Annotated in this window: 21 protein-coding genes; 3 read left to right on the top strand and 18 right to left on the bottom strand. The window is 72.7% G+C overall.

The genetic code is table 11. The features are described from left to right. Positions 1-39: 39 nt before the first annotated feature. The 5 genes from ASE15_RS05590 to ASE15_RS05610 all read right to left on the bottom strand — a co-directional run bounded on the left by ASE15_RS05590 (position 40) and on the right by ASE15_RS05610 (position 5,389). Positions 40-1,743 (bottom strand): DUF6297 family protein, encoded by a 1,704-nt coding sequence (locus ASE15_RS05590; RefSeq protein ID WP_056762067.1) that lies wholly within the window; start codon positions 1,741-1,743, stop codon positions 40-42. 10 nt (positions 1,744-1,753) lie between these two features. Further along, positions 1,754-2,449 carry an ABC transporter ATP-binding protein gene (locus ASE15_RS05595; RefSeq protein WP_056648721.1) on the bottom strand — a complete coding sequence of 232 codons (696 nt, stop codon included), beginning with the start codon at positions 2,447-2,449 and terminating at the stop codon, positions 1,754-1,756. Positions 2,450-2,451: 2 nt separating this feature from the next. Then, entirely contained in the window at positions 2,452-3,546 is a 1,095-nt protein-coding gene (locus tag ASE15_RS05600; RefSeq protein ID WP_056762069.1) for a bifunctional riboflavin kinase/FAD synthetase, read from the bottom strand. Positions 3,547-3,695: 149 nt separating this feature from the next. Continuing rightward, entirely contained in the window at positions 3,696-4,658 is a 963-nt protein-coding gene (gene truB / locus ASE15_RS05605; protein WP_056762071.1) for a tRNA pseudouridine(55) synthase TruB, read from the bottom strand. A gap of 50 nt (positions 4,659-4,708) precedes the next feature. Then, the gene (locus ASE15_RS05610) at positions 4,709-5,389 is read right to left on the bottom strand and encodes a TetR/AcrR family transcriptional regulator (RefSeq protein WP_200955923.1); all 681 of its coding nucleotides are present in this window, start codon (positions 5,387-5,389) and stop codon (positions 4,709-4,711) included. Between the two features lie 77 nt (positions 5,390-5,466). On the opposite strand from ASE15_RS05610, the gene ASE15_RS05615 reads away from it, so the two are divergent. Then, positions 5,467-6,957, top strand: a complete 1,491-nt coding sequence (locus tag ASE15_RS05615; protein ID WP_082608711.1) for an MFS transporter — start codon at positions 5,467-5,469, stop codon at positions 6,955-6,957. A 144-nt stretch (positions 6,958-7,101) separates the two neighbouring features. Here ASE15_RS05615 and rbfA read toward each other — a convergent pair whose 3' ends face one another. The 5 genes from rbfA to rimP all read right to left on the bottom strand — a co-directional run bounded on the left by rbfA (position 7,102) and on the right by rimP (position 12,931). Then, positions 7,102-7,578 carry a 30S ribosome-binding factor RbfA gene (rbfA, locus tag ASE15_RS05620; protein ID WP_056762073.1) on the bottom strand — a complete coding sequence of 159 codons (477 nt, stop codon included), beginning with the start codon at positions 7,576-7,578 and terminating at the stop codon, positions 7,102-7,104. Positions 7,579-7,769: 191 nt separating this feature from the next. Further along, positions 7,770-10,697, bottom strand: a complete 2,928-nt coding sequence (gene infB, locus ASE15_RS05625; protein ID WP_056762075.1) for a translation initiation factor IF-2 — start codon at positions 10,695-10,697, stop codon at positions 7,770-7,772. 221 nt (positions 10,698-10,918) lie between these two features. Next, complete coding sequence (locus ASE15_RS20270; protein WP_082608710.1) at positions 10,919-11,257, bottom strand: YlxR family protein; 339 nt, start codon at positions 11,255-11,257, stop codon at positions 10,919-10,921. Positions 11,258-11,263: 6 nt separating this feature from the next. Beyond that, positions 11,264-12,379 carry a transcription termination factor NusA gene (nusA, locus tag ASE15_RS05635; RefSeq protein ID WP_056762077.1) on the bottom strand — a complete coding sequence of 372 codons (1,116 nt, stop codon included), beginning with the start codon at positions 12,377-12,379 and terminating at the stop codon, positions 11,264-11,266. A 3-nt stretch (positions 12,380-12,382) separates the two neighbouring features. Beyond that, positions 12,383-12,931 (bottom strand): ribosome maturation factor RimP, encoded by a 549-nt coding sequence (gene rimP, locus ASE15_RS05640; RefSeq protein WP_056648707.1) that lies wholly within the window; start codon positions 12,929-12,931, stop codon positions 12,383-12,385. Between the two features lie 116 nt (positions 12,932-13,047). Between rimP and ASE15_RS05645 the strand changes: the two genes are divergently transcribed. Continuing rightward, a complete protein-coding gene (locus ASE15_RS05645; protein ID WP_082618234.1) occupies positions 13,048-14,154 on the top strand; it encodes a DUF4439 domain-containing protein in 1,107 nt (368 codons plus the stop codon). A gap of 102 nt (positions 14,155-14,256) precedes the next feature. On the opposite strand, the gene ASE15_RS05650 is transcribed toward ASE15_RS05645, so the two are convergent. Further along, positions 14,257-16,110 carry a proline--tRNA ligase gene (locus ASE15_RS05650; protein ID WP_056762632.1) on the bottom strand — a complete coding sequence of 618 codons (1,854 nt, stop codon included), beginning with the start codon at positions 16,108-16,110 and terminating at the stop codon, positions 14,257-14,259. A gap of 135 nt (positions 16,111-16,245) precedes the next feature. Here ASE15_RS05650 and ASE15_RS05655 point away from each other — a divergent pair, with 135 nt between their 5' ends. Continuing rightward, positions 16,246-17,235: an Fpg/Nei family DNA glycosylase gene (locus ASE15_RS05655; RefSeq protein WP_056762081.1), complete on the top strand. Its 990-nt coding sequence runs from the start codon at positions 16,246-16,248 to the stop codon at positions 17,233-17,235. 22 nt (positions 17,236-17,257) lie between these two features. Here ASE15_RS05655 and ASE15_RS05660 read toward each other — a convergent pair whose 3' ends face one another. From ASE15_RS05660 to ASE15_RS05690, 7 genes are all read right to left on the bottom strand, one after another. Beyond that, positions 17,258-18,202, bottom strand: coding sequence for a DUF4081 domain-containing GNAT family N-acetyltransferase (locus ASE15_RS05660; RefSeq protein ID WP_056648702.1), 945 nt, complete (start codon positions 18,200-18,202; stop codon positions 17,258-17,260). Between the two features lie 10 nt (positions 18,203-18,212). Continuing rightward, on the bottom strand, positions 18,213-19,352 hold the full coding sequence (gene ispG / locus ASE15_RS05665; protein ID WP_191805698.1) for a flavodoxin-dependent (E)-4-hydroxy-3-methylbut-2-enyl-diphosphate synthase: 1,140 nt from the start codon (positions 19,350-19,352) through the stop codon (positions 18,213-18,215). A 123-nt stretch (positions 19,353-19,475) separates the two neighbouring features. Beyond that, positions 19,476-20,786 (bottom strand): RIP metalloprotease, encoded by a 1,311-nt coding sequence (locus tag ASE15_RS05670; protein ID WP_056762084.1) that lies wholly within the window; start codon positions 20,784-20,786, stop codon positions 19,476-19,478. A gap of 171 nt (positions 20,787-20,957) precedes the next feature. Then, the gene (dxr, locus tag ASE15_RS05675; protein ID WP_056648694.1) at positions 20,958-22,142 is read right to left on the bottom strand and encodes a 1-deoxy-D-xylulose-5-phosphate reductoisomerase; all 1,185 of its coding nucleotides are present in this window, start codon (positions 22,140-22,142) and stop codon (positions 20,958-20,960) included. Positions 22,143-22,212: 70 nt separating this feature from the next. Next, positions 22,213-22,764 carry a DivIVA domain-containing protein gene (locus ASE15_RS05680; RefSeq protein ID WP_056648692.1) on the bottom strand — a complete coding sequence of 184 codons (552 nt, stop codon included), beginning with the start codon at positions 22,762-22,764 and terminating at the stop codon, positions 22,213-22,215. Further along, the gene (rlmN, locus tag ASE15_RS05685) at positions 22,761-23,897 is read right to left on the bottom strand and encodes a 23S rRNA (adenine(2503)-C(2))-methyltransferase RlmN (protein ID WP_056648690.1); all 1,137 of its coding nucleotides are present in this window, start codon (positions 23,895-23,897) and stop codon (positions 22,761-22,763) included. The genes ASE15_RS05680 and rlmN overlap by 4 nt, the downstream gene beginning before the upstream one ends. Before the next feature lie 151 nt (positions 23,898-24,048). Then, positions 24,049-24,894 (bottom strand): phosphatidate cytidylyltransferase, encoded by an 846-nt coding sequence (locus ASE15_RS05690; RefSeq protein ID WP_056648689.1) that lies wholly within the window; start codon positions 24,892-24,894, stop codon positions 24,049-24,051. Between the last annotated feature and the right edge of the window lie 11 nt (positions 24,895-24,905).

Here is a 24,905-nt window from a genome sequence, read left to right on the forward strand (position 1 = left end):
CCGGACGGCGGGAGTCCTTGGACCCGGTTCGGGACGCGGTCAGCCGAGCAGCGGCTTGGCCCCCGTGGCCCGCACGTGCGAGGCCACGGCGAGCGCAATCCACACCGCGATCCCCTGGAACGCGATGAGTGCCGGCGTCGGCGTACCGACGAGCAGGCAGATGCCGAGCGGGATCGCGCCGAGGACGGCCGCGTCGGGTCCTTGGGCGAACATCGAGGCCGCCCCCGTCGGGAGCGCTCCGGCAGGGGTCGCCATGAGCGGGCCGGACCAGTTGGGCGGCTTGCGGTAGGCGCTGCGGATCGCGGCTGCGCCCATGCCGACCGCGACCACGGCCACGAGCGCGAACCAGAGCGGTTCACGCGTGGTCAGCACGAGCGGTACGGTCCCGACCACGAGGGCCACGAGCGCCGTGAGGGAGGGCGCGACGGTCCGTGCCAGCCGGGCGTCGCGCGCGGACAAAGGGATCATCGCGTCGAGCACGGGCACCATCTCCGCGGTGCGCGCGCCCTCCGCGCCGAGCTGCGCGGCGCGGAAGCCCGCGACGACCAGCAGCACGAACAGCCCGAACCCGCCCGTGAACGCGGGCACCTGCTGGGCGACGATCACCAGGGCCGTGAGGCCGACGAGCTGAGCGAGGGCCGACGGGCTGCGGCGCAGGAGCGTGAGGTCGGCCGCGACGAGCGCCGAGACCGGCCCCCGGACGAGCGCGAAGCGCGAGGGCCTGCGGACCCTGCCGCCGCGCGTCGACCCGGCCCGGCTCAGGGCGCGCCCCAGCTCGCGGGTGTCCAGCGAGAGGATCGCGCCGCCCGCCTGGTCGGCCACCGCGCTCTGCGCACGCAGCACCTGGGCGCCGAGCACCTCGAGCCGGCGCCACCACACGACCACGAGGGCGAGCGCGCCCAGCCCGAGCGCACCGATCACCCAGGCGGGGATCGTGAGCTCGCGCAGGTCGGACCAGCCGGCCGCGACGAGCACGACGCCCGCGACCGGGACCGCCGCGAGCACCACGTCGCTCACGCGAGCGACCCTGGCCGCGACGGGCGTCCGGGGCTGGATCAGCCCCGCGAGGCCCACGAGCAGCAGCCCTGCCGCGGCGCCCAGGGCCGCGCTGCGACCCGCTACGCCCGGGTCGGCGCCCGAGGCCAGCGCGACGACCGCGAACCCGCCCGCTCCCACGACGAGCGCCACCGCGACGCCACGCCAGTACGACGGGGTGAGCAGGCCACGCCGGTCGACGGGCATGGGCACCCACCACCGCACGCCCGCGCTGCCCGTCCCCAGGGGGCCGAGGCGAACGGCCATGCCCGTCATGAGCGCCAGGAGCGCGACCGAGCCGAGCGCCTGGATCGTGGCGGCCGTCAGGACCGCGTCACGGCCCCCTGCGGGCTCGACGAAGATCGTCTCGCGGAGCACGTTCGCCGCGCCGATCACGAAGCCGATCGAGATGGCGATCGACACCACGACGTAGGCGATGTTCCCGAGCAGCTCACCGGGACCCGCGTCGGCCCGCGAGGCCGTGACGCGAGCGGTCAGGCGCCGGATCTCCCGCCCCGAGAACTCCTCGTCCGGGTCCGCGACGAGCAGCGGCAACGGAGCCCGCTCGACCTCAGGCTCAGGCGTCACGGGCTCGGATGTCGCTGGGTCACCCGGAGCGGCGGCCGCGTCGGCCGCGGCCGACGCGGCGTGGGCTCCCTTCCTCGCGCCGTGCGGGCGCTTCTTGCCCCGGCCCTGGGCCGCGTTCATCGCCCGCTCCTCAACGGACCCGGGCGAGCGCGTCGAGCGCGGCCTGGTGCCCCAGGCGCAGGCACTCGTCGTCGCCGACCAGGAGTCCGCGCGCACCGGTCCGTTCGACCAGCTCGGGGTCGTGCGTCGCGAACACGACGGCGGCCCCGCGCCCGGCCTCCTCGACCAGGATCCGGGCCAGGTCGGCGCGCATGCCCGGGTCGAGCCGCTGCTCGGGCTCGTCGAGCACGAGGACCTCGCGGGGCCGGGCGAACCCGGCCGCGAGCAGGAGGCGCCGCCGCTGACCCGAGGAGAGCTCGGTCGGCATGGCCCCGGACTGCGCCGCGAGGCCGAACCGGTCGAGGAGCTGGTCCACGACCTCCCCCGCACCCGCCACGCCGTGACCGCGCGCGGTCAGCACCAGGTGCTCGCGCGCCGTGAGCCCCGGGAAGTAGGCGTCGTCGTCGAGGATCCCGACGACCTTGGCGCGGAAGTCGCGCTCGCGCTCGTCGACGTCCCGCCCGAACGCCAGCACCTTGCCGGACAGGGGTGCGAGCACCCCCAGGAGCGCACGCAAGAGCGTCGACTTGCCGCTGCCGTTGGGCCCGATGATCGCCCACAGCTCGCCCGGCCGGACGGCCAGGTCGACGGGCGCGCACACGGGCGCCTCGGTGTAACCGACGCGCAGGGCCCGGGTCTCGAGCACGGGTTGCTTGTTGACCGACACGGCTACTCCCCCGACCCGGTCGCGGACGCTTCGGGCCTGCTGGGCCCAACGGACGTACCCGCAGGCGTCCCCGCGCCCGAGGCGAGGATCACGCGGGCTCGCGCGACGTCGTCGTGCATGGTCCTCACGAGCGCGTCGATCCCGTCGAAGCGCAACGTGGGGCGCAGGTGCTCGACGAACTCCAGGACGACCTCCTCGTCGTACAGGTCGAGGTCGGTGCGGTCCAGGACGTAGGCCTCGACGCGGCGCTCGACGCCGTCGAACGTGGGGTTGGTCCCGATCGAGATGGCCGCAGGCAGCACGCCGTCGCAGTTCCCCGGGTCCGCCGCGAGCAGCTGGGGACGACGCAGCCAGCCCGCGTACACGCCGTCGGCCGGGACCATGCCGCTGATCGCACCGAGGTTGGCCGTGGGGAACCCGAGCTCGCGCCCGCGCGCGTCGCCGTGGATCACCACGCCGCGCAGGCGGTGGTGACGCCCGAGCAGCGCTGCGGCCTCGCGGACCTTGCCGTCCGTGAGCAGGCCGCGGATCTCGGTCGAGGACCAGCGCCCGCTGGGCACCGCGCCCCCGCCCGTCGAGGCGGCGTCGTCGGAGGCGGTGGCACGCCCGGCGTCGCCCCCGACGGTCCCGACGTCGTCGATCGCCCGGACCTCGAAGCCGTGCGTCCGGCCGAGCTCGATCATGGTCGCGAGGTTGCCCGCGTTGTCGCGCCCGAACCGCACGTCGTGACCCACGACGACCGTCCGCGCCCCCAGCCCGTCGACCAGGTAGGTCCGCACGAACTCCTCAGGGCTCTGGCGTGCGAAGTCGAGCGTGTACTCGACCAGCAGCACGGCGTCGAGGCCCGTGGCCTCGAGGAGCTCCATGCGGTCGGCGATCCCGGTCAGGAGCTCGGGCGCCTGCTCGGGCCGGTGGACCGTCGCGGGGTGCGGGTGGAACGTCACGGCCACGGCCTGGGAGCCCGACTCCCGGGCGAGGGACACGATGCGGCCGAGCACCTCGGCATGGCCGCGGTGGACGCCGTCGAAGTTGCCGATCGTCACGACCGACGGTCCGAATCCCGGCGGAACCTGGTCCAGGTCCGTCCACAGGTGCACGCGTACTCCTCGAGATGTGTGTGAGGCGGGCTCGCTCAGGAGGCCCGACGACGGCGCGCACCCACGGCGCGCCTGGTCAAGATTGCCACGTCTCGCCCGGGTGTTCCCCATCGAAACGGTGGACGGTCACCCCTCGGACCTGCCCGGGCTCACGCCGGGGCGAACACGATCACGGGCTTGGCCTTGTGCTTGCCCTCGCGCACCACGTTCTCGAGCAGCGCGACGAGCGACCCGTCGTCGCCGATCGCGGCCGTCGTGGTGTCCTGGGGCGACGGGTCGACCCACTTGCCGTAGGACAGCGCGTCGCGCTCCTCGGGCGTCAGGTCGCGCACCGGGAACGTGGCGCGAGCGGCGTCCGCGAGCGGGAGCGTCACGAGCACGCCGTCGCGCTCGACCTGCGCCTCGAGCTCGGAGAGCGTCGAGGCGCCGTCGATCGCGTAGCCGCCCACGCGCGTGCGGCGCAGGGCCGTGAGGTGACCCCCGACGCCCAGGTCCGCGCCCAGGTCGCGGGCGAGGGCACGGATGTACGTTCCCGACGAGCACACGACCGTGACGTCCACGTCGAGCGCGGGAAGGTCGCCCGGCTCCGCGGCCGCGACCGGCCGGACCTCGTGGACGTCGAAGCGCGAGATCGTCACGGGGCGTGCCTTGAGCTCGACCTGCTCGCCCGAGCGCACGAGCGCGTACGCGCGCTGACCGTCGACCTTGATCGCGGACACCGAGCTCGGCACCTGCTCGATGGGACCGGACAGGAGCGCGACTCCCGCGTCGATCGCCTCGCGCGTCACGGCCGAGGCGTCAGCGCGCGAGGTGACCTCGCCCTCGGCGTCGTCGGTCGTCGTCGCCGCGCCCAGGCGGATGGTCGCGGTGTACTCCTTGTCCGCGCCCACGACGTACGTCAGCAGCTTGGTCGCGCGCCCGATCCCCAGGACCAGGACCCCCGTGGCCATGGGGTCGAGCGTGCCCGCGTGCCCCACCTTGCGGGTCCCCGCGAGACGGCGCAGGCGGGCCACCACGTCGTGGCTCGTGAGCCCCTGGGGCTTGTCGACGATCACGAGGCCGTCGGGGGCGGTGGGTCGGCGCTCGCGCACCGGCTTCGGGTCGTGCGTCATCGGGAGGGGTCCTCGGTGCTCGGGTACGGGAGGGTGTGGAGGCGGGGGGCTCAGCGCCCGGAGGCGGGGCGGGGCTCGACGGGGCCGGGCTCGTCAGGCCCCTGCTCCCCGGCCCGCTGGGCGGCCGGGTCGACCGCGGGCAGCGCGTCGCCGAACGCGCACCGCACGAGCTCGCCCAGGCGCGGGTCCGTGCCGAAGTGCTCGGGGGCGCCGATCGCGAGCAGCGTGTTGAGCAGCATGCCCTGGGCGAGGAAGTCCCGCGCCTGGTCGAGCGTGCCTCCCGTGCGGTCGACGTAGACCTCGAAGACCTCGACGAAGAACTCGCGCGACCTGGCCCCGAAGTCTGGGTCTGCCCCCGCGAGAAAGCCGTGCATCATGACGAGCAGGAGGTTGCGGTCCGCGAGCAGCCGGACGTAGGTCGCGGCGAGCTCGTCGCCCGCTGCGGGCCCGGCGGGCACCGCGGAGAACGCGGCCACGATGCGGCGGCCGATCCGGTCGAAGACCTCGGCGAACAGCTCGTGCTTGGTGCCGAACATCCGCACGACGTAGGGCTGGGACACGCCCGCGGCCCGGGCGACCTGGTCCACGCTGGTGCCGGCGTAGCCCCCGGCGGCGAAGACCGCGGTCGCGGCGTCGATCATCTGCTCGCGTCGCTCGTCGCGCGACATGCGCCGCGCCGACGGCTCGGGCTCGGCGACCTGGGCCCGTGCGGAACTCGGTGCGCTCTCCATGTTGACAAGGTTATCAGTTGATTACTAGCGTCGTAATCCTAGTAATCATCCGATGCTTACCTCTTTTAGGAGTCCTCATGTCCACGACCGCCGTCCCCGACCGCCCGCCCACCCTCGTCAGCGACGCGCCCCTCCCCGCGGGCCTCACCACCGCGATCGACGACGCACGCTCCCCGGGCGCGCGCCGCCGTCGGCCTCTCGCGCTGGTCCTGGTCGCAGCCTCGCTGCCCATGTTCATGGCCACGCTCGACAACCTCGTGGTCACCGGCGCCCTGCCCGTGATCTCCCAGGCGCTGCGGCCGAGCGTCGAGCAGCTCCAGTGGTTCGTCAACGCCTACACGCTCGCGTTCGCGACCCTCATGCTCGTGGCGGCCTCGCTCGGCGACCGGTTCGGACGCCGCCGGGTGTTCGTCGTCGGGATCGCCGTCTTCACGCTCGCGTCGGTCGCGTGCGCGCTCGCCGATACCCCGTCCGCGCTCATCGCGGCCCGCGCCGTGCAGGGTGCGGGCGCTGCCGCGATCATGCCGCTGTCCCTCGCGCTCATCGCCGACGCCGTCCCCCGTGCCCGCCGCGCGCTCGCGATCGGGATCTGGGGCGGCGTCTCGGGTCTCGGCGTCGCGCTCGGGCCGCTCGTCGGCGGCGCGGTCGTCGAGGGCATGAGCTGGGAGGCGATCTTCTGGATCAACGTGCCCGTCGCGCTCGTCGCCGTCCCGCTCGTGCTCGTCGTGCTGCGCGAGTCGTTCGGCCGCCGCGGGCCGATCGACCTCGTGGGCCTCGCGCTCGCCGGGACCGGGGTCTTCGCGGGCGTCTGGGGCATCGTCCGCGGCAACGAGGACGGGTGGACGTCCGCGGTCGTCCTCTCGCTGCTCGCCGGGTCGATCCTGCTGCTCGTGGCGTTCGTCGCGTGGGAGCAGCACCTCGCCCGCCGGGGCGGCTCGCCCCTCGTCCCGATGCGCCTGTTCCGCTCGCGCAGCTTCGCCATCGCGAACGTGTCCGGCTTCGCGTTCTCGCTCGGCATGTTCGGCGCCGTGTTCCTGCTGATCCAGTACTTCCAGATCGCCGAGGGCCTCTCACCGCTCGAGGCAGGGGTCCGCACGCTCCCGTGGACCGCGGCCCCCATGCTCGTCGCACCCGTCGCCGGCATGCTCGCGCCGCGCCTCGGCATCCGGACGCTCCTCGTGACCGGGTTGACCCTCCAGACGCTCGCGCTCGCCTGGCTCGCGGTCGTCTCGTCCGGCGCGACGTACGCGCAGCTCGTCCCGGCCTTCGTGCTCGCGGGGATCGGCATGGGACTGACGTTCGCGCCGAGCGCGACGGCCGTCCTGGTCGACATGGACGAGTCCGACAACGCGACCGCGAGCTCGACCAACTCCACGCTCCGGGAGGTCGGGGTGGCGCTGGGGGTCGCGGTCCTCGTCGCGGTCTTCCAGGCCGCGGGCGGAGCGCTGACACCGGAGCTCTTCACGGAAGGCCTGCCGGCCGCGCTGTGGGTTGGCGCCGCGAGCGTGGGGGTGGGGGCGGTCGCCGCGACGTTCCTGCCGCGTCGCTCCGCCCGCCCGACGGCGTAGCGCACCCCGCCGGGACGGGTCCGGTGGGGTGCGCGGCAGGTGGCCCAGGACAGCGGAACGGCCGGCCCCAGCAGGGACCGGCCGTTCCGTGTGCTCGTGCTGTCGCACCCGCCCGATGGCTCGGTGGGGTACATGGGCGCGCCGTCAGGCGGGCGCGACCTCGTCGGAGTCCGCAGACCCGCCGGCCTCGACCTCGTCATCAGCGGCAGGCTTCTTGTACGGGTCGGCGTCGCCGGCGTACGTGGCCTTCTCGCGCAGCGCGGCCAGCTCGGCATCGCGACGTGCAGCCTCGTGGAGGGCGACGTCGAGGTGCGCGGCGGTGTCCGGCACGGAGTCGAGGTGGAACTCCAGGGAGGGCGTGAGCCGGATCCCCGTCTGCTTGCCGACCTCGGAGCGGATGATCCCCTTGGCGCTCTCGAGCGCCGCGGCGGTCCCTGCCCGCTCCTCGTCGTTGCCGTAGACCGTGTAGAACACCGAGGCGTTCTGCAGGTCACCGGTCACACGCACGTCGGTGATGGTCACGAACCCGAGACGCGGGTCCTTGATCCGGGTGTCGAGCATCTGCGCCACGATGACCTTGATCCGGTCAGCGAGCTTGCGAGCCCTGGGCTTGTCGACCATGGTTCAGTCCTTTCATCAGAGGGCCCCACAGGAAGTCAGCTCCTGGTGGGCCCTTCGGGCCACGTCCTGAACGAACAGCTCCGCCGACGCCGGACCGTGAGGTGTGGCGGGTCGTGGTGGGTCTGGCACGGGCCGCCAGGCCCGCGGTAGACCCGCCACACCTCACGGGTAGGCGTCAGCGGAGAGGTACGTCAGCTACGCGGCTTCTCCCGCATCTCGAACGTCGCGATCGTGTCGCCGACCTGCAGGTCGTTGAACGAACCGAGACCGATACCACACTCGAAGCCCTCGCGGACCTCGGTGGCGTCGTCCTTGAACCGCTTGAGCGACTCGACCGTGAGGTTGTCGCCGATGACGGCTCCCCCACGCAGGACGCGTGCCTTGGTGTTGCGTCGGATCTCGCCCGAGCGGACGATCGAACCGGCGATGTTCCCGAACTTGGAGGAACGGAAGACCTCGCGGATCTCGGCGGTGCCGAGCTGCACCTCTTCGTACTCGGGCTTGAGCATGCCCTTGAGTGCAGCCTCGACGTCGTCGATCGCCTGGTAGATGATCGAGTAGAAGCGGACGTCGACGCCCTCGCGCTCGGCCAGTGCCTCGACACGCTCGCCGTACTTGACGTTGAACCCGATGATGATCGCGTTGTCCACGGTCGCCAGGTTGACGTCGTTCTGGGTGATCGCACCGACGCCGCGGTGGATGATCCGCAGCTGGACCTCGTCGCCGACGTTGATCTGCAGCAGCGCGTCCTCGAGTGCCTCGACGGCACCGGAGACGTCGCCCTTGAGGACCAGGTTGAGGGTCTCGACCTTGCCCTGCTCGAGCGCCTGGGCGAAGTCCTCGAGGCTGACGCGCTTGCGGCGCTTGGCCAGGAGGGCTGCGCGCTCGGCTGCCTCGCGCTTCTCGGCGATCTGACGGGCCGTGCGCTCGTCCGGAGCCACGAGGAACGTGTCACCGGCGCTGGGCACGGACGCGAGCCCGAGCACCATCACGGGGCGGGCGGGGCCTGCCTCGGTGACGTTGTTGCCGTGCTCGTCGAACATCGCACGGACGCGTCCGTGAGCGGTGCCCGCGACGATCGCGTCCCCGACGTGGAGCGTGCCGGACTGGACAAGGACGGTCGCGACGGCGCCGCGGCCCTTGTCGAGGTTCGCCTCGATGGCGACGCCTCGTGCGTCCTTGTCCGGGTTGGCGCGCAGGTCCAGCGAGGCGTCCGCCGTGAGGAGGACGGCCTCGAGGAGCGCGTCGATGCCCTGGTTCTGCTTGGCGGACACGTCGACGAACATGGTGTCGCCGCCGTACTCCTCGGCCACCAGGTTGTACTCGGTGAGCTGCTGGCGGATCTTGGCGGGGTTGGCCCCCTCCTTGTCCACCTTGTTGACCGCGACGACGATCGGCACGCCGGCCGACTGCGCGTGGTTGAGCGCCTCGACCGTCTGCGGCATGACGCCGTCGTCGGCTGCGACCACGAGGATCGCGATGTCGGTCACCTGGGCACCACGAGCACGCATGGCGGTGAACGCCTCGTGACCCGGGGTGTCGATGAACGTGATGGGACGGTCGACGCCCTCGTGCTCGTGACGGACCTGGTAGGCACCGATGTGCTGCGTGATGCCGCCGGCCTCGCCGGAGATGACGTCGGTCTGGCGGATCGCGTCGAGCAGTCGGGTCTTACCGTGGTCGACGTGACCCATGACCGTGACGACGGGCGGACGGGCCTGGAGCTCGTCGTCGCCCTCGCCCTCGAGCTCGGCGTCCAGGTCGATGTCGAAGGCACCGAGGAGCTCGCGGTCCTCCTCCTCCGCGGAGACCATCTCGATGACGTACCCGAGCTCCGCGGCGAGCGAGCCGAACGTGTCCTCGTCGAGGGACTGCGTGGCGGTCGCCATCTCACCGAGGTGGAAGAGCACCGTCACGAGGCTCGCGGGGTTCGCGTCGATCTTGTCCGCGAAGTCGTTGAGCGAGGAACCGTGACGCAGGCGCACGACGGTCGAGCCGTTCCCACGGGGAACCTGCACGCCACCCAGCGAGGGGGCCTGCATCTGCTCGAACTCCTGGCGCTTCGCCCGCTTCGACTTGCGCCCACGGACGGGGCGCCCTCCTGCACGACCGAAAGCACCCTGGGTGCTGCCACGACCTGCGCCACCGCGGCCACCGCCACCGGGGCGACCGGCGAAACCGCCGCCACCACCAGGAGCGCCGCCGGGGCCTCCGCCTGCGCCACCGGGACGACCGGCGAAGCCGCCACGACCGCCACCGGCACCGCCGGCGCCGCCACCCGGACGACCGCCGGGAGCGGGACGGTCACCGGGGCGACCGATCGAGGTACGACCGGGCATCATGCCCGGGTTGGGACGGGGACCACCCGGACGCGGTGCAGGACGGGGACCACCGGGACGGGGTCCGCCGGTGCGCTCGGCGCTGCCTGCTGCTGCGGGGTTGGCGTTCGCTGCCGGGTCGGCGGCGCGCTCGGGGCGTGCACCCGGACGAGGCATGCCCTGGCTCGAGGCGAACGGGTTGTTGCCCGGGCGCGGGGAGCCGGCGCGCGGCATGCCCTGGCTCGAGGCGAACGGGTTGTTGCCGGGACGCGGGGAGCCGGGACGGCCGCCCCCACCGGTTCCGCCGGGGCGGGCTGCTGCGGGACGCGGGCCGGGCGCGGGGGCGTTGCCGCCACCTGCCGGCTTGGGCGAAGCCGACGGCTTGCGCTCGGCAGCGGGAGCCGGCGTGGCGGCGGGCTTGGCCGCAGCGGGGGCTGCGGGCGTGGGCTCGACGAACGCGGGGCTCGCTGCTTCCTTCTGGGGTGCCGGTGCCTTGGGCGCGGCGGGTGCCGGCGCAGGGGCAGCGGGAGCCGGTGCTGCAGGCGCAGCCTCGGCGGCCGGCACGGGCTTGGGCGCGGCCGGACGTGCCGGCGCGGGCTTCGCGGCGGCGGGCTTGGCGGGAGCGCTTGCGCTCTCCGTGCCACCGGCCGGGAAGGTGTCGCGCAGCTTGCGGACGACCGGCGGTTCGATGGTCGAGGATGCCGAGCGGACGAACTCACCGAGTTCCGTCAGCTTGGTCATGATGGTCTTGCTCTCCACCCCGAGCTCCTTTGCGAGCTCGTAGACGCGGACCTTTGCCACAACTCTCCTGTCTCGGCCCACCCGAAACAGGGAGGACCGTCTTTAGTACTGGGTGCTCATCGCTGGGTACTCATCGGGTGCCCATCGGCTTCTAACCCGCTTCCTTGTCGACGATTCGTGCGGTGTTCGTGCGGTACTGGCGCGGCTCGGCTCGGGCGGCGCTGGTGCGCCGCCGGCCGGGACCGCCGACTTGACGATGACTGGCGATGACTGACGACGGGTCAGTCTTCCCTGTCGAGATGGGCGTGAGCTCCGGCGAGGTCCACGGGTCCTGCGAGACGCAGCGCCCGGGGAAAGGCTCGTCGACGCTCGGCCAGCTCGAGGCAACGCCGAGCATCGTGGAGCCAGGCGCCGCGCCCCGGGAGCGACCTGCCGACATCGACGACGAGCCGAGGCTCTGGAGTGTCAGGCTGGTCCACCACGAGGCGGAGAAGAACAGACCGTAGGTCACGCTCCCGGCAGCCGACGCACGTCCGAACGGGCGCGTGAGCGCCTGAAGGGTCGTGCGACGGATTCCGGACCCGTGGCCCAGTCAGGGACAGTCTAGCGCGCCCGCTCACCGAGTGTTACCCGTTTCCGTCGCCGGAGCCCGGTCCGTCGACCTCGTCGAGGCCTCCACGGGCCCGGTCGTCGCCCGCACCGGGGTGCGCGCCCTCGTCCGAGCGGATGTCGATGCGCCACCCCGTGAGCTTCGCGGCAAGCCGGGCATTCTGCCCTTCCTTGCCGATCGCGAGGGACAGCTGGAAGTCGGGGACGACCACGCGTGCGGCGCGAGCCTCGGCGTCGACCACGGTGACAGACGTCACACGGGCCGGCGACAGCGCGCTCGCCACGAACTCCGCCGGGTCGTCGCTGAAGTCGACGATGTCGATCTTCTCGCCGTGCAGCTCGGCCATGACCGCGCGCACGCGCCCACCCATGGGGCCGATGCAGGCGCCCTTGGCGTTGAGGCCCGCGACGCGCGAACGGACCGCGACCTTGGAGCGGTGACCGGCCTCGCGGGCGATCGCCATGATCTCGACCGAGCCGTCGGCGACCTCGGGGACCTCGAGCTCGAAGAGCTTGCGGACGAGGTTCGGGTGCGTGCGGCTCAGCGTGATCTGCGGGCCCTTCATGCCGCGTGCGACGTCCAGGACGTACGCGCGCAGCCGCTCGCCGTGGACGTAGTCCTCGGTCGGGACCTGCTCGTGCGGCGGGAGGACCGCCTCGGTGCCGCCCACGTCCACGAGGACCATGCGCGGGTCGTTGGCCTGCTGGATGATGCCCGCGAGGACCTCACCCTCCTTGCCGCGGAAGTTGCCGAGGATCTGGTCATCCTCGGCGTCCCGCAGCCGCTGCACGATGACCTGGCGTGCCGTCGCGGTCGCGATGCGTCCGAAGTCCTTGGGCGTGTCGTCGAACTCGGGACCCAGCACGGGCGCCCGGTAGCGCCGGACGGGCTCGCCGTCCTCGTCCACCTCGTCGGCGACGTCGTCGGCGTCCTCCTCGGCCGGGATCTCCTCGCGCGCCCAGACCGTCACGTGGCCGGTACGGCGCTCGAGCTCGACCCGCGCGCGGGCGTGCGCGTCAGGGGTCCGGTGGTAGGCGGAGAGCAGCGCCTGCTCGATCGCTGCCACCAGGATGTCGAGGCTGATGTCCTTCTCGCGCTCCAGCAGGCGCAGCGCGCTCATGTCGATGTCCATCGATCAGACCTCCTCGTCGTTCGGGGCGATCGCCCCGGGGTTCTCGTCAACAGCCATCTCCGGGCCGAGGTCTGCCTCGAGCGCACGCTTGAGCTCGACCTGGATGGCGCCGCGCGTCACGTCGTCGAGCGCCACCGAGTCCACGGGAGCCCCGGTGAGCAGCAGGCGGCCGTCCTCGACCTCGCGCAGGCGCCCTTCGACGCTTGCGCCGTCCGTGAGCGTGAGCCTGACGATGCGGCCGCGGGCGCGCTTGAAGTGGCGCAGCTCGGTCAGGGGGCGCGAGGTGCCGGGCGTCGAGATCTCGAGCGTGTACGCACCGGGGAACGCGTCGGAGGCGTCGAGCGCGTTGTTGATCTCGCGCGAGACCTCTGCGACGGCGTCGAGGTCCAGGTTGCCCACCGCGTCCTCGGGCAGGTCCACCGTGATGCGGACGACCGAGCGGCTGCCTGCCAGGGAGACGGTCACGTCCTCCAGGTACAGGCCCGCTGCCTGCACCGCAGGTTCCACGACCTGACGGACCCTGTCCGCACCGGCCTGCTTCGCCTTGTTCATGTCTCGGTCTCCCGTCGGCTTCCAGAGCCCACCGGGCTGAAGGAATCGACCGGTGTGCTGTTGTACGGGATCAGCCTAACGACTCACCCGCCAGGAACGTGACATCATCACCCTCGATGACTGCCGAACCGACTCCGCGCCTCCACCCGTCGAGCCCCTCGGGCGACGCCCCGCCGTCCGCTTCGCCCGGATATTCACGGGTCCGGGCTCGGTGGCGTCGTCCGGCCGGTCGCGCGGTGGTGTCGATCGTCACGTCGCTCACGCTGCTCACCGTGGCCGGCTGCGGGCTGCGCCTGGAGACCCCGCCCCCGACCGAGCCTGTGCCCGACGCCCAGGAGACGCTGCGGCGCGACGCGGTCGACGGCGCGCTGCTCGTGGGCGAGCTCGCCGTCGCGGCGGGCGCGACGTCGTCGGGCCTGGACGCGACCTCGCTCGCGTCGCTCGCCGAGACGGGCACCTTCGCCGACCTCCACGTGATGCAGCTCGGCGGCGTCTACGACTCGGGCCTCCCCGAGCCCGACGGCGACACCGACGAGCCCACGTCCGGCGCGACCGACCAGCCGACGACCACCACGACCGCGACGCCCGCCGAGGTCCTCGACGCGCTGGCCGCCTCGAGCGCGAGCATGCGCGAGGGGATCGACCAGACCGACGACGGCCCGTTCGCCCGGCTGCTGACGTCGATCGTGTCCTCGCAGGACGCCTCTGCGCGTCAGCTCGGGGCCTCGACGGGCACCCCCCTGCCCGAGTCCCTCGCGCTCCCGACCGGTCTCCTCGTGCCCGAGACCACGCCGTCGGGGCTGACCGCGACGGACCTGTCGACCATCATCGAGGCCGAGGACGCCGCGGGGTACGCGTTCGAGGTCCGCGCGGCCCTCGCGGACGGCGACGTGCGCGCCGCAGCCCTCGACCGCGCGGTGCTGCACCGCGCCCGGGCAGAGGCCTGGGCCCAGGCGGCGGGCACCGCGGGAGGGGCGCAGGACCCGCGCCGGGTCGCCTACTCGGTCCCGGCCGACGTCCCGACGGCGGAGCTCGCCGTCCAGCTCGAGTCCTCGCTCGCTGAGTCGTACGCCGCGCTCACGGCCGAGGCCGGCACGGGGACCCGCCTGCCGCTCGCCGACCTGTCGACCGAGGCGAGCCTCGCGGCCGTCGCGTGGGGTGCTCCCCTCGCAGCGTTCCCGGGTCTGCCCGAGCAGTCGACCACTCCCCCGGCGGCCGGCTGAGGACGCTCCTCCACGACGGCGGACGGGCCGGGTCCAGGAGCATCGCTCCCGGACCCGGCCCGTCCGTCGTCGGCCCCTGCCGCCGGGGCGGCCGGGGAGAGATCAGGCCAGCAGCTCGGCGACCTTCTCGGTCACGAGGTCGGCGACGCCTGCGACCGGCACCTGCACGGGCTCGCCGCCCTGGCGCGGGCGCACCTCGACGACGCCGTCCGCGAGCCCGCGGCCCACGACCACGACGAGCGGGGCGCCCAGGAGCTCGGCGTCCTTGAACTTCACGCCGGGCGAGACCTTGGGCCGGTCGTCGTACAGGACCTCGACGCCGCGCGCCGAGAGCTCGGCCGTGAGCGACGCGGCGGCCTCGAAGACCGCCTGGTCCTTGCCCGTGGCGACCACCTGGACGTGCATGGGGGCCACGTGCGCGGGCCAGGCGAGGCCGGCCTCGTCGTGGTTGGCCTCGGCCAGGGCGGCGAGCGCGCGCGTCACGCCGATCCCGTACGAGCCCATGGTCACGACGACCTGCTTGCCGTTCTCGTCGAGGACCGTCAGGCCCAGTGCCTGCGCGTACTTGCGTCCCAGCGCGAAGATGTGGCCGATCTCGATGCCGCGCGCGAGCTCGAGCGGACCCGAGCCGTCGGGCGCGAGGTCGCCCGCACGGACCTCGGCGGCCTCGATCGTGCCGTCGGCCGTGAAGTCGCGACCGGCGACCAGGTCGAACACGTGCCTGCCGTGCTGGTTCGCGCCCGTGATCCAGCGGGTGCCCTCGACGACGCGCGGGTCCAGGAGGTAGCGCACGGCCGAGTGCGACGACGCGGGGGTCTTGCCCTCGGCCGGCACGGTCACCTGGGGGCCCTGCGGGCCGAGCACCTCGGGGCCGATGTAGCCCTTGACGAGCTCGGGGTGCGCGGCGAAGTCGGCCTCGCCCGCGGGCTCGACCTCGGCGGGCTCGACCGACGCCTCGAGGCGCTTGAGGTCCACCTCGCGGTCGCCGGGCAGGCCCACGACGAGCACCTCGCGGCGGCCGTCGGGGTGCGTGAGCGCGAGCACGACGTTCTTGAGCGTGTCGGCCGCGGTCCACTCGCGGTCGGGGCGCGGGAAGCGCGCGTTGGCGAGCGCGACGAGCGAGTCGATCGTCGGGGTGTCGGGGGTGTCCTCGACGTGCGCCGCGGGCGCGTCGTCGTAGGGCAGGGCCTCGGGCACGGGCGTGACGACGGCCTCGACGTTGGCCGCGTAGCCGCCGGGCGAGCGGACGAACGTGTCCTCACCGATCGCGGTCGGGTTGAGGAACTCCTCGCTGCGCGAGCCGCCCATGGCCCCGGACGTCGCGGCCACGATCACGTACTCGAGACCCAGGCGCGTGAAGATCCGCTGGTAGGCGGCGCGCTGGTTCTGGTACGAGGCCTCGAGCCCCTCCTCGGTCACGTCGAACGAGTACGCGTCCTTCATGATGAACTCGCGGCCACGGATGAGGCCCGCGCGCGGACGCGCCTCGTCGCGGTACTTCGTCTGGATCTGGAACAGCGTGAGCGGCAGCTCCTTGTAGGACGAGTACATGTCCTTGACGAGGAGCGTGAACATCTCCTCGTGCGTGGGGGCGAGCAGGTAGTCGCCGTCCTTGCGGTCCGTGAGACGGAACAGGTTCGCGCCGTACTCGTCCCACCGGCCCGTGGCCTCGTAGGGCTCGCGCGGCAGCAGCGCCGGGAAGTGGACCTCCTGGCCGCCCGCGTCCTCCATCTCCTCGCGGACGATCGCCTCGACCTTGGCGAGCACGCGCAGGCCCAGCGGGAGCCAGGTGTAGATGCCGGGGGCGGCACGACGGATGTAGCCGGCGCGCACGAGGAGCTTGTGGCTCGCGACCTCGGCGTCGACCGGGTCCTCGCGCAGCGTCCGCAGGAACAGGGAGGTCATCTTGAGGGGCTTGACGGGGGGACCGACCACCCGGCTGGAGGCTGAAGACATGGGCCCGATCCTACCGTCGCGCGACGCAGCACCCCGCAGAGACTCCGAGGCCGTTCCCGGTCGGTCCGCGAGGCGGTCAGCCGTCCGTGACCCGTCGGCGGTGCGCGTCCGCGCGGGAGCGGGCACCATGGAAGCGTGCCCGAGCTGCCCGAGGTCGAGGCGCTCGTCCGGTTCCTCGACGAGCGCGCGACCGGTCACGTCGTCGTCGCGGCCGACCTCGCCTCGATCGTGGCCCTCAAGACGTTCTCCCCTCCCCTGTCGGCCCTGGTGGGCGGAACAGTCACGGGTGCGTCGCGGCACGGCAAGTGGCTCGACCTGGCGGTGCGTCCCGAGGCAGGCACCGGAGCCGCTGGAGCCACGAGCTCGGGCGGGGCCAAGGCCGTCGACGCGGCCGGTGGCGCGGGTCCGGCGGGGACCGGCGGCGCAGTGCCCGACGACGAGCTCCACCTGGTCTTCCACCTCGCCCGGGCGGGCTGGTTGCGCTGGTCGGAGGACGCGCCGACCACGCCGGTGCGCCCCACCTCGAGCAGGGGCGGCGTGCGGGCGGTCCTCGCGCTGCGGATCCGGTTCGACGACGGCTCGGGGTTCGACCTGACCGAGGCGGGCACGCGCAAGCGGCTCGCGGTCCACGTGGTCCGCGATCCCGCCGAGGTCCCCGCGATCGCGACCCTGGGCGTCGAGCCCCTCGGTCCCGACTTCACGATCGCCGAGCTCTCACGCCTGCTCGCGGCACGCAACCAGCAGCTCAAGGGGTTGCTCCGCGACCAGCGGCTCGTCGCCGGGATCGGCAACGCGTACTCCGACGAGATCCTGCACGCCGCCAGGACGAGCCCGTTCCGCCTGACCCGCAGCCTCGAGGCCGACGACGTGGCCCACCTGCACGCCGCGATCCGCGACGTGCTCTCCGAGGCCGTCGCGACGTCGTCGGGCCGGCCGGCCGCCGAGCTCAAGGACGCCAAACGACGCGGGATGCGCGTCCACGGGCGCACGGGCGAGGCGTGCCCGGTGTGCGGGGACGTCGTCCGCGAGGTCTCGTTCGCGGACCGCAGCCTGCAGTACTGCGCGACGTGCCAGACCGGCGGGCAGGTGCTCGCCGACCGGCGCATGTCCAAGCTCCTGCGCTAGCGGCCGGCGGCCGGCGGCCGCCTCAGAAGAGGACGGTCGCGAACGTCCCGACCTGCTCGAACCCCACTCGGCGGTACGTCGCGAGCGCGCGCTCGTTGTACGCGTTGACGTAGAGCGAGACGATCGGTGCGATCTCGCGTCGCGTGATCTCCACGACGGCGGCCATGCCCGACTCCGAGAGGCGACGCCCGCGGAGCTGCGGATCGACCCACACGCCCTGGACCTGCGCGACCGCGGACGTGACCGCACCGAGCTCGGCCTTGAAGGCCACGGTGCGCTCGGGCAGCGCGACCGCGGCGAGCGGGTCCCTGTCCCCGTTCGGCAGCGACGGAGCGGGCACACCGCCCGCGAGCCGCACGAACGAGCGCCCCGACGTGATGAGCCCGCGCACGCGCTCGGCGTACGCGTTGCCGCCCGCCGCGACCGGCGAGTACCCGACCTCCTCGACGAACATGCGCACGCACGCGGGCAGCACGAGCGGGAGCTCGGCGGGCACCGACCGCCGGACCATCGGGTCCGGCTCGACCTCGGGCGCACGGTCGATCATCAGCGAGGGCTGGTCGTCGCGCACGTCGCGGGCTGCGGGCCAGTGCTGGGCCAGGCGGTCCCACAGCCCCAGCGCGGCCGCGCGCTCGCCCACGATCGACGACGCCCGGCGACCGAACCGGCGCGCCAGGGCCGCGAACGCGTCGAGCGCCTGCGCGTGCTCGGCACCGGCCAGGGGGACGACCGGCACCAGGTTCGCCCCTGCCCAGCAGATCGCGAGCAGCGGACCCTGCGCGGGGAAGCCCCACACCTGTCCGCCGCTCAGCGACAGTCGTGTCGCCTCGACGATCCGTGAGGCGGCCAGGACCGAGCCGACCGGGTCCAGGGCGCACACCGCGAGCGCGGCCGGGACGTCCGCGTCCGTCAGGACACGGGCGGCCTCCGGCCGGGACCACGGCCCCGGGGGGTGCCAGCGCGCCATCGCCGCAGGCTCAGCCGACGGTGACGACCGGCGGGCCGGCCTGTGCGTCGTTCTCCGGCGTCATGGTCTCGGCGATGCGCATCGCTTCCTCGATGAGCGTCTCGACGATCATGGACTCCGGCACGGTCTTGACGACCTCGCCCTTGACGAAGATCTGGCCCTTGCCGTTGCCCGACGCGACGCCGAGGTCTGCCTCGCGCGCCTCGCCCGGGCCGTTCACGACGCAGCCCATGACCGCGACGCGCAGCGGGACCTCCATGCCCTCGAGACCCGCGGTGACCTTCTCGGCGAGCGTGTAGACGTCCACCTGGGCGCGACCGCACGACGGGCACGAGACGATCTCCAGCTTGCGCGGACGCAGGTTGAGCGACTGCAGGATCTGGATGCCGACCTTGACCTCCTCGACCGGCGGGGCCGAGAGCGAGACACGGATCGTGTCACCGATGCCCTTGCTCAGCAGCGCACCGAAGGCCGTGGCCGACTTGATGGTGCCCTGGAACGCCGGGCCCGCCTCGGTCACACCGAGGTGCAGGGGCCAGTCACCGCGCTCGGAGAGCAGCTCGTAGGCCCGCACCATGACGACCGGGTCGTTGTGCTTGACCGAGATCTTGAAGTCGTGGAAGCCGTGCTCCTCGAAGAGCGACGCCTCCCAGACCGCCGACTCGACGAGCGCCTCCGGGGTGGCCTTGCCGTACTTGGCGAGCAGACGCGGGTCGAGCGACCCGGCGTTGACGCCGATGCGGATCGAGGTGCCCGCGTCGGAGGCCGCGCGAGCGATCTCCTTGACCTGGTCGTCGAACTTGCGGATGTTGCCCGGGTTCACGCGCACCGCGGCACAACCCGCGTCGATCGCCGCGAACACGTACTTGGGCTGGAAGTGGATGTCCGCGATCACGGGGATCTGGGACTTCTTCGCGATCGCCGGCAGCGCGAGCGCGTCGTCCTGGCTGGGCACCGCGACACGCACGATGTCGCAGCCGGACGCGGTCAGCTCGGCGATCTGCTGGAGGGTCGCGTTGATGTCCGTCGTCGGCGTCGTGGTCATCGACTGGACGCTCACGGGGGCGTCGCCGCCGACGTCGACCTTGCCGACCTTGATCTTGCGCGTCTTGCGGCGCGGCGCGAGGACCGGCGGGGGTGCTGCTGGCATGCCAAGGCTGATGGGTACGCTCACGGACCTAGTATCCCCCGCCCAGCACCCGGGCCGCGCCCACGGGCCCACCCCGCCCCGCTCCGCACGCGACTCTTCGCGAGATCTTCACCGTGCGGCCGGTCAGGTGAGCCGGACCGGGTTGACGATGTCCGCGTAGATCAGCAGCAGCCCCATGCCGAGCAGGACGACCCACATGGCCAGCCCCAGCGGCACGAGCCGTGCCACGTCGGCGTGCGCCGGGCGCGGCAGCCCACGGACCTTGGCGACCTGGCGCTTGGCGCCCTCGTACAGCGCACCCGCGATGTGACCGCCGTCGAGCGGCGGCAGCGGGATGAGGTTGAACGCGAAGAGCGCGATGTTGAGCGAGGCCAGCAGGCTCAGCATGGTCGCGACCTGCCCCACGAGGTCGCCCTCGCCCGCGTCCAGGAGGTCGGCCGCCACGATCGTGACCCCGACGGGACCGACGGGCGAGCTGGGGTCGCGCGCCTCGTCGCCGAACGCGGCCTGGCCGATGTCGACGAGCCGCGCGGGCAGCGAGACGATGATCGCGGCCGTGCCGCTCACCTGCTGCCAGATGGCCTCCGGCACCGCCGACAGCGGCTCGGAGACACGCTCCTGGGTCGGAGCGACACCGACGTACCCCATGGGCCGGAGAACCAGCTCTCCCGCGTCGTCGCGCACGTACTGGCCGTCGTCGCCCACGACCGGTCGCTCGACCTCGGCCGGGGTGATCTCGAGCGTCGTGCGCTCGCCGTCGCGCTCGACCACGACGGGCACGGTCTCCCCCGCCGCCCCCGTGATCTTGCCGACGAGCGAGTCCCACGACGTGACGGGCTCGCCGTCGAACGAGACGATCGTGTCGCCGGGCTCCAGGCCTGCCTCGGCCGCCGGGGTGCGCGGGTCGTCGGCCGTGCACTCGTAGTCGGCCGGTGCCGAGGCGGGCGTGACGCACTGGGGGACGAGCCCGACCGTCGTGGTCGCCTGCGGCAGACCGATGCCCACCAGCACGATCGTCATGAGCACGAACGCGATCACGAGGTTCATGAACGGTCCACCGAACATCACGATGACCTTCTTGGGCACCGAGAGGTTGTAGAACGCGCGCGGCTCCTGCCCGGGGAGGATCTCCTCGGCACTCATCTCGCGAGCGTCCTGGACCATGCGCCCGAAGAACCCGTCCGACTGCTTCTTGCCCGCCGGCGCCGGCGGGTACATCCCCACGAGCCGCACGTAGCCGCCCAGCGGGATCGCCTTGACCCCGTACTCGGTCTCGCCCTTGGTGCGCGACCACAGCGTGGGGCCGAACCCCACGAAGTAGTGGCTCACGCGCACGCCGAACTTCTTGGCCGGGACCATGTGCCCGACCTCGTGCAGCGCGATCGACACCAGGATGCCGACCAGCACGACGAGGATCGCGATCACCGCGGTCATGAGAGCTCCGTTCGGGGAGGTTGTGGGGTCCGGGACGACTCCAGGACGGGTGCGAGACGGTCGGAGGGTCGTGGCAGACCGCCCCGGACCGGACGGGGCGAACCTACCGCCGATCGCTGGACGATGCCTGAGACCGCCCGCGCCCCGTGAGGCGCCCGCCGCGTGCCCACCTCAGCGCTGCGCCAGGATCTCGTGGGCCCGCGCACGGGCCCACGTCTCCGCTGCCGTCACGTCGTCCAACGTGACCGCCGCCCGCGAGGTTCCCCGGTGCTCTCCGAGGACACGCTCGACCGTCGCGACGATGTCCAGGAACCCGATGCGGCCCTCCAGGAACGCCGCGACGCACTCCTCGTTGGCCGCGTTGTACACCGCAGGGTGCGTCGCGGAGGCCGACGCCGCCTCGCGCGCGAGACCGACCGCGGGGAAGAGCGCCTCGTCGAGCGGCTCGAACGTCCAGGCCGTCGCCGCCGTCCAGTCGCACCCGGCGGCGACCTCGCCCAGGCGGTCCGGCCAGCTCAGGCCGAGCGCGATGGGCAGCCGCATGTCCGGGGGCGAGGCCTGCGCGATCGTCGAACCGTCCACGAACTCGACCATCGAGTGCACGACCGACTGCGGGTGCACCACGACCGCGATCTCCTCGGTCGGCACGTCGAACAGCAGGTGCGCCTCGATGAGCTCGAGGCCCTTGTTCATGAGCGTCGCGGAGTTGATCGTCACGACCGGGCCCATGGCCCAGGTCGGGTGCGCGAGCGCCTGCTGCGGGGAGACGGCCTTGACGTCGTCCCGCGCCCAGCCGCGGAACGGCCCGCCCGACGCCGTCAGCACGAGCCGACGGACCTCCTCGCGCCGACCCGAGCGCAGCGCCTGCGCGATCGCCGAGTGCTCCGAGTCGACGGGGACGATCTGGTCCGGACGCTGCCTCGCGTCCTGGACCAGCACGCCGCCCACGACGAGCGACTCCTTGTTGGCCAGCGCGAGCGTCGAGCCCGCGCCGAGCGCGGCGAGCGTGGGACCGAGGCCCACCGACCCCGTGATGCCGTTGAGCACGACGTCAGACCCCGCCCCCGCGAGCTCGGTCGCGGCGTCCGGACCGACCAGCACCTCGACCGGCCGAGCCCCCGCACGGGGGGCCCGGGCCGCCAGGGCGGCCTCGACCTCGACGGCCCGTGCAGGGTCCGCCACACCCACGCGCTGCACGCCGAGCGCGACAGCCTGGTGCGCGAGCAGCTCGGCGTTCGCGCCGCCGGCCGAGATCGCGTCCACACGGAAGCGGTCGGGGTGGCGGGAGATCACGTCGATCGCCTGGGTGCCGATGGATCCGGTCGACCCGAGGAGGGTCACGCTGCGCAGACTCATGGGGACATCCTCCCAGGTGCGAGGACCGCCCGAGGCGCGCTGCGGCGTCGGGCAGGCCTCACGCACGACGTCACTCGACGCCGAGCAGCACCTCGATGGCCCGGGCGAAGAACGCGTCCACGGGCCCCTCGGCATAGCCGTCCTTGCCGCGGCGACGCGCGAACGTCGCGCTGCGGATCTCGGCGGCCGTGATGGGCTCCTGGCGGTCGAAGTACGCCACCAGGCGGTCGCACAGGTCGTCGACGTCGTCCATGTCGTAGCCCGACTCGCCGCGGCCTGCCGGTGCGAAGCGCTCGCCGTCCGGACGACCCAGCCGGCCGTACAGGCTGCGCGCCCGCTCGGCCAGGGCGTTCATCCAGGCCTGCTGCCCGTTGACCGCGACGTACTCGGCGCGCTGGCGGGCGATGAACGCGCCCTCCAGGCGGTCGAGGGCCGCGTCGACCTCGTGGGTGTCGTACCCGCCACGGACCAGGTCGAACATCGAGACCTGGATGTCCGTGCTCGTCAGGCGCTCAGGCTTCTTGCCCTCGTAGACCTGACGGGCGTGGTCGAAGAACTCGTCCACCTCTTCGGGGTCGTACCCGTTGCGCACCTTCGAGACGGTGCTGAACAACGCACTCACTCTTCCTCCTCGGCTGCCAGCTGTCCGCACGCACCATCGATGTCGCTGCCACGTGTGTCACGAATAGTGGTCGGAATCCCGTGCCCGCGCAAGCGTGCGACGAACTCGTCCTCCACGTCGCGCTCGCTGGCCGTCCAGATCGAGCCCGGCGTCGGGTTGAGCGGGATGGGGTTGACGTGCACCCAGCCCGAACCGCGCGCCGTGAGCTTCTCGCCCAGCAGGTCCGCCCGCCAGGCGTGGTCGTTCATGTCCTTGATGAGCGCGTACTCGATGCTGACGCGTCGACCCGTGACCTCGAAGTAGTTGCGTGCCGCGTCGAGCGTCTCGTCGACCGACCACCGGGTGTTGATCGGGACGAGCTCGCTGCGCAGGTCGTCGTCCGGCGCGTGGAGCGAGAGCGCGAGCGTGACCGGGATGCCCTCGGCCGACAGCTTGTTCATCGCCGGGACCAGACCCACGGTCGAGACGGTGATGTTGCGCGCCGACATGCCCAGGCCCTCGGGGGCCGGGGCGATGAGCTGGCGGATGGTGCCCATGACGGCCTTGTAGTTGGCCATCGGCTCGCCCATGCCCATGAAGACCAGGTTGTTGAGCCGGGCCGGGCCGCCGGGGATGTCGCCGTCGGCGAGCGACTTCGCGGCCGAGCGCACCTGCTCGACGATCTCCGCGGTCGACAGGTTGCGGGTCAGACCGAGCTGGCCCGTCGCGCAGAACGGGCACGCCATGCCGCAGCCGGCCTGGCTCGAGACGCACAGCGTCGACCGGTTCGGGTACCGCATGAGGACCGACTCGACCTTGGCCGCGTCGAAGAGCTTCCAGAGCGTCTTGACGGTCGTGCCGCCGTCCGCCTGCATCACACGCGCGGGCGTGAGCAGCTGCGGGAACAGGTTCTCGACCAGCAGGTCGCGCGAGGCCTTGGGCAGGTCCGTCATGTCCTCCGCGGCACTCGTGTAGTGCGCGTAGTAGTGCGTCGCGAGCTGCTTGGCACGGAAGGGCTTCTCCCCCAGCTCCACGACGGCCGCCGTCCGTTCCTCGGCAGAGAGGTCGGCGAAGTGACGCGGGGGCTTCCCGCGGCGGGGTGCCGACATGACGAGCGGCAGCGGCTTCGATTCGACGGACGGGCGAACAGACATGGTGGATCCAGAGGTTGGAACGGGTGGAACAGGTCAGAGCAGGCACGCACCGAGGCGGTCCGGAGCGAGCGTGCGAGCGTGCCGGTGCGTTCTCACGCAGGCCGGCACGCACGCGGACGGACGAGCCCTGCCGCCCCTCACGGGGACCGCCTCAGAGCGAGACGGACAGCAGCAGGAACACGAACGGGGCAGTCAGGAGCATGGAGTCCAGGCGGTCGAGGACACCTCCGTGCCCCGGCAGGAGGGACCCCATGTCCTTCAATTCTAGGTCGCGCTTGATCATCGACTCGGCCAGGTCCCCCACGGTCGCCGTGAGCGGCACCATGACGCCCAGCGCGACGCCGATCACGGGGCTCGCACCCAGACCGTAGACGGCCCCCACGACGCCGACCGCGGTCGCGAGCACGAACGAGCCCGCCAGACCCTCCCAGCTCTTCTTGGGGCTGATCGAGCGGGCCAGCGGGTGGCGCCCGAACAGCACACCGGCCACGTATCCGCCGACGTCGTTCGCGACCGCCAGCAGGATGAACAGCAGGACCTGGATCCGTCCGTTCTCCGGGTTCGCCAGCATCATCATGACGAAGCCCGCCATGAACGGCAGGTACGCGGTCGCGAACGTGCCGGCCGCGGCGTCCCGCACGGCAGCGGTGCCCGAGCCGTCGATCACCCGCCAGACCACGACGCCCGCCACCGTCAGCACGAACGAGACCATGAGGGCCTCGGGCCCGGCGTAGTACGACGAGATCATGATCCCCGCCGCACCCACCAGGAGAGGCAGGAGCGGCAGGTGGATGTCGCGGCGCAGGAAGGCCTGCTTCAGCTCCCAGAGCGCCGCCCCCACCGCGGCGATCGCCAGCAGGACGAACGGCTCCGGACGGAACCCCAGCGAGGCCCCCACGACGAGGAGGAGCCCGACGCCGACGGCGATCGCCTTCGGCAGGTCGCGTCCGGCCTTCGGCGTCCGCCGGGGCTCGGACGCGACAGCATCACGTGTCATCGGTGCGTTCG

The sequence above is a fragment of the Oerskovia sp. Root22 genome, from assembly GCF_001429135.1.
In the GTDB taxonomy this organism is placed as follows: domain Bacteria; phylum Actinomycetota; class Actinomycetes; order Actinomycetales; family Cellulomonadaceae; genus Oerskovia; species Oerskovia enterophila.

Coding starts and splice junctions, on each gene's coding strand:
- ASE15_RS05610 (WP_200955923.1), bottom strand. CDS start 5,389: ATGGAGAGCGCACCGAGTTCCGCACGGGCCCAGGTCGCCGAGCCCGAG.
- dxr (WP_056648694.1), bottom strand. CDS start 22,142: ATGAGTCTGCGCAGCGTGACCCTCCTCGGGTCGACCGGATCCATCGGC.
- ASE15_RS05660 (WP_056648702.1), bottom strand. CDS start 18,202: ATGGCGCGCTGGCACCCCCCGGGGCCGTGGTCCCGGCCGGAGGCCGCC.
- ASE15_RS05615 (WP_082608711.1), top strand. CDS start 5,467: ATGTCCACGACCGCCGTCCCCGACCGCCCGCCCACCCTCGTCAGCGAC.
- ASE15_RS05645 (WP_082618234.1), top strand. CDS start 13,048: ATGACTGCCGAACCGACTCCGCGCCTCCACCCGTCGAGCCCCTCGGGC.
- ASE15_RS05590 (WP_056762067.1), bottom strand. CDS start 1,743: ATGAACGCGGCCCAGGGCCGGGGCAAGAAGCGCCCGCACGGCGCGAGG.
- rbfA (WP_056762073.1), bottom strand. CDS start 7,578: ATGGTCGACAAGCCCAGGGCTCGCAAGCTCGCTGACCGGATCAAGGTC.
- ASE15_RS05670 (WP_056762084.1), bottom strand. CDS start 20,786: ATGACCGCGGTGATCGCGATCCTCGTCGTGCTGGTCGGCATCCTGGTG.
- ispG (WP_191805698.1), bottom strand. CDS start 19,352: ATGCCAGCAGCACCCCCGCCGGTCCTCGCGCCGCGCCGCAAGACGCGC.
- truB (WP_056762071.1), bottom strand. CDS start 4,658: ATGACGCACGACCCGAAGCCGGTGCGCGAGCGCCGACCCACCGCCCCC.
- rlmN (WP_056648690.1), bottom strand. CDS start 23,897: ATGTCTGTTCGCCCGTCCGTCGAATCGAAGCCGCTGCCGCTCGTCATG.
- nusA (WP_056762077.1), bottom strand. CDS start 12,379: ATGGACATCGACATGAGCGCGCTGCGCCTGCTGGAGCGCGAGAAGGAC.
- rimP (WP_056648707.1), bottom strand. CDS start 12,931: ATGAACAAGGCGAAGCAGGCCGGTGCGGACAGGGTCCGTCAGGTCGTG.
- ASE15_RS05650 (WP_056762632.1), bottom strand. CDS start 16,110: ATGTCTTCAGCCTCCAGCCGGGTGGTCGGTCCCCCCGTCAAGCCCCTC.
- ASE15_RS05690 (WP_056648689.1), bottom strand. CDS start 24,894: ATGACACGTGATGCTGTCGCGTCCGAGCCCCGGCGGACGCCGAAGGCC.